We start from the raw sequence: 3,958 nt of genomic DNA on the forward strand, positions 1-3,958 counted from the left end.
GTTCGAGCTGCTGCGCCACGCTCTCGGCGACCAGGTAGGCATCGAGCTCGGGCCGGCGAATCTCCTCGACGCTGATGTGCACGGGAATACCCATGCACTCGCCCACCATGCGACGCAACTTCTCGATGTCGTCGCCCTTCTTGCCGATGACGATGCCAGGCCGCGCGGTGTGGATGATCACACGTGCATTCTGGGCCGGGCGCTCGATCTCGATTCGGCTCACCGACGCATGCGCCAACTGCTTGCGCAGCAGCTCACGCACGGCGATATCGGCGTTCAGGTTATCGGCGAACGCACGCCCATGCGCATACCAACGCGAATTATGGTCCTTGACGACACCCAGGCGGATGCCGGTCGGATGAACTTTCTGTCCCATCGGGTTAGCCCTTGGCCTTTTTCTGGTCGCTCACCACGACCTTGATGTGGCACGTCCGCTTGGTGATCCGGTTGCCACGCCCGCGCGCGCGGGCATGGAACCGCTTCATCGACGGCCCTTCGTCCACGCACACGGCCGCGATCCGCAACTCGTCGACATCGGCGCCGTTGTTGTGTTCGGCGTTGGCGATCGCCGACTCGACCACTTTTTTCACCAGCTGCGCGGCTTTCTTGGTGCTGTGGGTGAGCAGCGCCAGCGCCTTTTCCACCGGCAATCCACGAACCTGATCGGCGACCAATCGACCCTTTTGCGCCGAAATGTGCGCATTGCGCAACAAAGCAAAGGTTTCCATGTCCACCTCAGCGCGTCTTGCGATCGGCGGCGTGGCCGCGGTAGGTGCGGGTCGGCACGAACTCGCCGAGCTTGTGGCCGACCATGTTCTCGTTGATCAAAACCGGCACATGTTGACGACCGTTGTGCACCGCAATGGTCAGGCCGATCATGTCCGGCAGCACGGTGGAACGCCGCGACCAGGTCTTGATGGGCCGGCGGCTGCCGGCACCGGCGGCTTGCTCGACCTTCTGCATCAGATGCAGATCGACAAACGGTCCTTTCTTTACTGATCTTGGCACGTCTCTGGCTCCGAACTTGCCTTATTTGGCGCCACGCCGACGCACGATCTGGCCGGTGGTGCGCTTGTTCTTGCGGGTTTTGTGACCCTTGGTCGGCACACCCCACGGGGTGACCGGGTGACGTCCGCCCGACGTGCGGCCCTCGCCACCCCCGTGCGGATGATCGACTGGGTTCATGGCGACGCCGCGCACGGTCGGACGCACGCCGCGCCAGCGCTTGGCACCGGCCTTGCCGAGCGAGCGCAGCGAATGCTCGCCGTTGCCGACTTCGCCAAGCGTGGCCCGACAGTCGGCCGCCACGCGCCGAATCTCGCCCGACTTCAGGCGCAAGGTGACGGCGTCGCCCTCACGCGCCAAAAGCTGTACCGAGGTGCCGGCGCTGCGCGCCAGCTGCGCGCCTTTGCCGGCGCGCAGTTCGACGCAATGCACCGTGCTGCCCACCGGGATGTTGCGAAGTGGCAAGGTGTTGCCCGGCTCGATGGGCGCCTGGGCGCCAGACATCACCCGGCTGCCGGCCGTCACACCCTTGGGCGCGACGATGTAGCGACGCTCGCCGTCGGCGTATACCAGCAGCGCCAGGTGCGCGCTGCGGTTGGGATCATACTCGAGACGCTCGACACGGGCGGGGATTCCGTCCTTGTCGCGCCGGAAGTCGACCAACCGATAACGCTGCTTGTGGCCACCACCCTGGTGACGGGTAGTGATCCGCCCGGCGCTGTTGCGACCACCGGAGCGGTGTTTGCTCTCCACCAGCGCGGCGAACGGCGCGCCCTTGTGCAGCTCGGGTGTCACCACGCTCACTACGAAGCGGCGACCGGGCGACGTGGGTTTTCTCTTGACGACTGCCATGATGCGTTTCCAGCGTTCCTACGGGCGCCGCCTCAAGCGACGCCGGTGAAGTCGATGTCGTGGCCGGGCGCCAACGTCACGTACGTCTTTTTCCAGTCCTTACGCCGCCCTTGACGCTTGGTCTTGCCTTTCACGCGCAGGGTGCGCACGGCCTCGACCTTCACCTGGAAGGCGTGCTCCACCGCAGCGCGGATATCCTCTTTGCTGGCGTCGAGGGCCACTCGAAACACGATCTGGCGATGTTTCTCGGCAACCCGTGTGCCCTTTTCCGAAATGTGCGGGGCGCGAATGATGTCAAAAAGTTTCGCTTCGTTCACTGCAGCCACTCCTCGACTACGCGCGCCGCAGCGGGCGTCATCACCACGCGATCGGCCCACACCAAGGCCAGCGGATTCAAATCCTGCACCTCGCAGGCCTCGACACCGACCAGGTTGCGGGACGCCAGCGCCAACTCGATAGTCATCTCGTCCACTACCAGCAACAGGTGGCCGGTCGGAATCTGCAGCTGTTCCAGTCGGCCCACCAGCTCACGCGTCTTGGGCGACGCCAGCTCGAAACCGTCCACCAACTGCAACCGGCCGAGCCTCCGCAGCTCGGAGAATATGCCGCGCATCCCCGCGCGGTACATCTTCTTGTTGAGCTTCTGGGTGTAATTCTCGCCGCCGGCCGGAAACACCTTGCCGCCGCCGCGCCACAGCGGGCTGCGAATGGAGCCGGCACGCGCGCGGCCACTGCCCTTCTGTTTCCAGGGCTTACGGCCGCCGCCGCGAACTTCGCTGCGCGTCTTCTGCTTGGCATCGGCCTGCCGCGCGTTCGCCAGGTAGGCCACAACCATCTGGTGCACCAAGCCTTCGTTGAACGGCCGGTCGAACACGGCATCGGCGAGCGCCACGCTACCGCCGGAACCATTAACCGTTGTCACTGGCATTTCCATGTCACGCCCCCGCCTTCTTGCCAGTTGCCGGGCGTACGATCAACTCGCCGCCCTGCGGCCCGGGCACGGCACCCTTGACCAGCAGCAGCCCACGCTCGGCGTCCACCTTGACCACCTCGAGGTTGCGCTGGGTGCGCTGCTCGTTGCCGTAGTGGCCAGCCATTTTCTTGCCCGGGAACACGCGCCCTGGCGTCTGGTTCTGGCCGATCGATCCCGGCGCGCGATGCGACAGCGAGTTGCCATGGGTGGCGTCACCACCGCCGAAGCCCCAGCGGCGCACCGTGCCGGAAAAGCCGCGACCGCGCGTCACGCCGGTGACGTTGACCTTCTGACCCGCCTCGAACTGGTCGGCACCGAGCGCTTGACCGACGGCAACGGCCGGCTCGCCGTCGTCCGCGAGGCGGAACTCGGTCAGGCTCTGGCCCGGCTCGACCCCCGCCTTGGCATAGTGACCGGCCAGCGCCTTGCCGACCAGCGCGGCACGCTTGCTGCCGCGCGTCACTTGGATCGCCCGATAACCGTCGACCTCGGGGGTGCGTACCTGCACCACCCGATTTCCGGACACGTCGATCACCGTCACCGGCACGCCGGCACCATCCGCCGTGAAGATGCGTGTCATGCCGCATTTGCGGCCTACCAAACCGATGGCCATTGCCTGGTTCCCTTACCTGTTGTCTCGATCTGCCCGGGGTCCACCACCGAACGGCGGCGCCCCCGCGGCCTTCAGCTCAGCTTGATATGCACGTCGACGCCGGCGGCCAAATCCAGGTTCATCAGCGCATCCACCGTCTTGTCGGTTGGATCGATGATGTCCATCAGCCGCTTGTGGGTGCGGATCTCGAACTGATCGCGCGAGTCCTTGTCCTTGTGCGGCGAACGCAGCAGCGTGAACCGCTCGATCTTCACCGGCAGCGGGATCGGCCCGTGCACGCGCGAGCCGGTGCGCTTGGCGGTATCCACGATCTCACGCGCCGACTTGTCGATCAGCTGGTGCGAGAAGGACTTCAGTCGAATGCGAATTCTCTGACCGGCCATGGCGTTTACTCGATCACCTTGGTAACCACGCCGGCGCCGACGGTGCGGCCGCCTTCGCGGATCGCAAACCGCAGCCCCTCGTCCATGGCGATCGGCGTGATCAGCGACACTTTGAGGTTCACGTTGTCGCCC

At 65.4% G+C, this 3,958-nt stretch carries 8 protein-coding genes and 1 pseudogene; all 9 read right to left on the reverse strand.

Annotated elements, in window-relative coordinates; translation table 11 throughout:
- A partial coding sequence (gene rpsC, locus PHC73_RS12125; RefSeq protein ID WP_300128612.1) for a 30S ribosomal protein S3 occupies positions 1 to 376 on the reverse strand: 376 nt, incomplete at its 3' end.
- 4 nt (positions 377 to 380) lie between these two features.
- Entirely contained in the window at positions 381 to 728 is a 348-nt protein-coding gene (gene rplV / locus PHC73_RS12130) for a 50S ribosomal protein L22 (RefSeq protein ID WP_300128633.1), read from the reverse strand.
- 7 nt (positions 729 to 735) lie between these two features.
- Positions 736 to 1,008 carry a 30S ribosomal protein S19 gene (rpsS, locus tag PHC73_RS12135; protein WP_300128615.1) on the reverse strand — a complete coding sequence of 91 codons (273 nt, stop codon included), beginning with the start codon at positions 1,006 to 1,008 and terminating at the stop codon, positions 736 to 738.
- Between the two features lie 21 nt (positions 1,009 to 1,029).
- Positions 1,030 to 1,857, reverse strand: a complete 828-nt coding sequence (gene rplB / locus PHC73_RS12140) for a 50S ribosomal protein L2 (protein WP_300128619.1) — start codon at positions 1,855 to 1,857, stop codon at positions 1,030 to 1,032.
- 32 nt (positions 1,858 to 1,889) lie between these two features.
- Entirely contained in the window at positions 1,890 to 2,174 is a 285-nt protein-coding gene (gene rplW, locus PHC73_RS12145) for a 50S ribosomal protein L23 (RefSeq protein ID WP_300128621.1), read from the reverse strand.
- On the reverse strand, positions 2,171 to 2,749 hold the full coding sequence (rplD, locus tag PHC73_RS12150; protein WP_300128624.1) for a 50S ribosomal protein L4: 579 nt from the start codon (positions 2,747 to 2,749) through the stop codon (positions 2,171 to 2,173). The genes rplW and rplD overlap by 4 nt, the downstream gene beginning before the upstream one ends.
- A gap of 43 nt (positions 2,750 to 2,792) precedes the next feature.
- Positions 2,793 to 3,443: a 50S ribosomal protein L3 gene (rplC, locus tag PHC73_RS12155; protein ID WP_300128627.1), complete on the reverse strand. Its 651-nt coding sequence runs from the start codon at positions 3,441 to 3,443 to the stop codon at positions 2,793 to 2,795.
- A gap of 71 nt (positions 3,444 to 3,514) precedes the next feature.
- Complete coding sequence (gene rpsJ / locus PHC73_RS12160; protein WP_300128630.1) at positions 3,515 to 3,826, reverse strand: 30S ribosomal protein S10; 312 nt, start codon at positions 3,824 to 3,826, stop codon at positions 3,515 to 3,517.
- A 5-nt stretch (positions 3,827 to 3,831) separates the two neighbouring features.
- Positions 3,832 to 3,958 (reverse strand): annotated as a pseudogene (gene tuf / locus PHC73_RS12165) (elongation factor Tu); the annotation flags it as partial.

It is taken from the genome of Immundisolibacter sp., assembly GCF_028696615.1.
In the GTDB taxonomy this organism is placed as follows: domain Bacteria; phylum Pseudomonadota; class Gammaproteobacteria; order Immundisolibacterales; family Immundisolibacteraceae; genus Immundisolibacter.